The sequence below is a fragment of the Hymenobacter agri genome (genome assembly GCF_054778495.1).
The window spans coordinates 1-2,174 of the sequence record NZ_BAAGZM010000668.1; the positions used below are offsets into that span (position 1 = coordinate 1).

1 protein-coding gene is annotated in these 2,174 nt (G+C 60.8%); it reads right to left on the minus strand.

Annotated features, from left to right (window positions below; translation table 11 throughout):
• Positions 1-50: 50 nt before the first annotated feature.
• Positions 51-1,682: an alpha-amylase family glycosyl hydrolase gene (locus ACYVDE_RS20830; RefSeq protein WP_460503458.1), complete on the minus strand. Its 1,632-nt coding sequence runs from the start codon at positions 1,680-1,682 to the stop codon at positions 51-53.
• Positions 1,683-2,174 lie beyond the last annotated feature (492 nt).

Here is a 2,174-nt window from a genome sequence, read left to right on the forward strand (position 1 = left end):
TTGACCCCAATTCAACTGTGCCCAATGCATGGGAGAAAGCGCGTGCTTACCTATTCTCCCAAGACCGCGATGGCCACCGTCTGCGAGGCGCTCACGGTTACGGTAGCGGTGCCGTTGGCGCCGGAGTAGTCCTTGAGCACGGTGCCGGGCGCGAAATCACAGCTCACGGTGTTGTTCTGCCAGGTGCTGTAGTTGTCGTTGATGCCGATAATGGCCTTGGTGCTGCGCTCAATCACGAGGTGGTCGGCGGCCTGCCAGCGCACCTTGTAGGCGCCATCTTTAAAGTGCAGATTCTGGTGGCACCATACCAGGTTCACGAGGTCGTCGCGCAGGGGCAGGTCGGTGGTGCTTTTGGGACTGTGGCTGAAGCGCTTGCTGGTGTTACCCACGTTGAACACATCCTCGAAAAACAGCATCGGCGAGCCATCCACGGCCAGCGCGGCGGCGTAGGCGGCCGACAGGCGCGGGTCGAACGGGTCGATGTGCGGGGCCAGTTCCGAGCCGGTGTTCCAACCGATGTAGTTGCCGTTGGCGTCGAGCTGCGGGCGCATCGTGTCGTGGTTGTTCACGAAGGGCACCGTGCGGTGCACGTAGGTGCCGCCGATGTTGATAACCCGCGTGTTCTGCTGGTAAGTCGGCAGCGTGCCGATGTCGAAATTGCCGCCCTGGCTCACAATCTGGTACAGGCCATTGCGCAGCGAGAAATCGAAGGTGCCGGCGCGGTTGTTCACGTTGGCCACCCAGCCATCCATCTGGCTCGCCGAGCCCACCCATTCGCCCACGGCGTACATGGTGGCCCCACCGCTGGCCCAGCCGGCGTTGCTCTGCAGGTTATACAGGAAGTCTTCCGAGGCAAAATCCGGGAAGTGCTTCACGGCATCCATCCGCACGCCGTCGAAGCCTACTTGCTTCTTGTACCAAATCAGCCAGTTGCGGTTGCCGGTGCGCATGTAGTCGCTGGCCTGCGTGGGGTTGTAGGTGGTGGCGTTCGAGCTTTGCCCATACGAGCCGGAGTAGTAGCTGATGTCGGGCCCGAAGTAGGGCGCGTTCCAGTCGCCCGAGGTCGAGTTGTTGCCGGGGTTGGGGTTGAAGTTCTGCCAGTTCTTGGCGAAGCGGCCCGAGCGGCCGTAGTAGTCGGCGGCGCTTTCGTCGCTTACCGGCCGCCCGTAGCTCACGTAGCGGAAGTTCTTGTACTTGCTGGTCGTGCCATCGTCCCAGGCACCCGGGTCCTGCCCGCCCGCGCCGTTCGAGGAGCCGGCCCCGTCGTTGTGGTTCAGCACCACGTCCTGAATCACCTCCACGCCGTTGGCGTGCAGCACGGCCACGGCGCGCAGCAGCTCATCCTTAGTGCCCATGCGGGTCGCCAGGAAGCCTTTCTGCCATTTGTCGCCCAAGTCGTAGTTGTCGAAAGGGGAGTAGCCGTTGCCCTGGTTGGCGTTCTTGATGGTCGGCGGAATCCAGATGGCGTCCACGCCCATGCTTTTCAGGCGCGGCGCGAGGTCGGCCAAGTAGTTAGCCCAGCCGTTGGGATAGTTCGAGTTCCAGAAGTCCCACCAGAAGCCTTGCATCACCACTTTCTGGGCGTGGGCCTGCTGGTTGCCAGCGCCCAGCAAGGCCATTGCTAATGCTAAGGTGAACCGGAATCGTTTGCGGAATGGGAAGCGTGCGGAGAAATGCAGCATGTGGTGGGAATTTGGGTTTTGTGAAGAAAAAGTGAAGCAGGCAATCAGACTAATTCGCAGCAGGAAAAATCTGTTTTTGCGCCTTAATCAATCATCAAGTTAGAATAGCGCCGCGATACAGCCACAAAATGCCGAAATGTTGTTTGCGCATTCGATTGCATTTTTCAACTAATTGTGCCAGGCTAATATTTATTATTCATCCGCCCGATGACGGTTCGCCTAAGCCGGCGTCCCGCCCGACCCGGGTGCACCGTTCGGCGTCGCCAAAAATTATCCGCGTTTGTGGTTGCTGGCCCGGCGTGCCGTAATTTCAGCCCATGGTTACGTGGCACGCATGGCGGGGAATAAGTAAAATGGCCGTTGGGCTGAGTCTGCTGGCGGGCAGTTGCCAGCTTCGGGCCGAGGAAACCCAGCCCACGGCTCCGTCCCGCGCCTCCGTAGCCGCTGCGCCGGTTGCACCAGCTCCGCCGGCCGCCCTGCCCGATTCGCTGC

Coding starts and splice junctions, on each gene's coding strand:
- ACYVDE_RS20830 (WP_460503458.1), bottom strand. CDS start 1,682: ATGCTGCATTTCTCCGCACGCTTCCCATTCCGCAAACGATTCCGGTTC.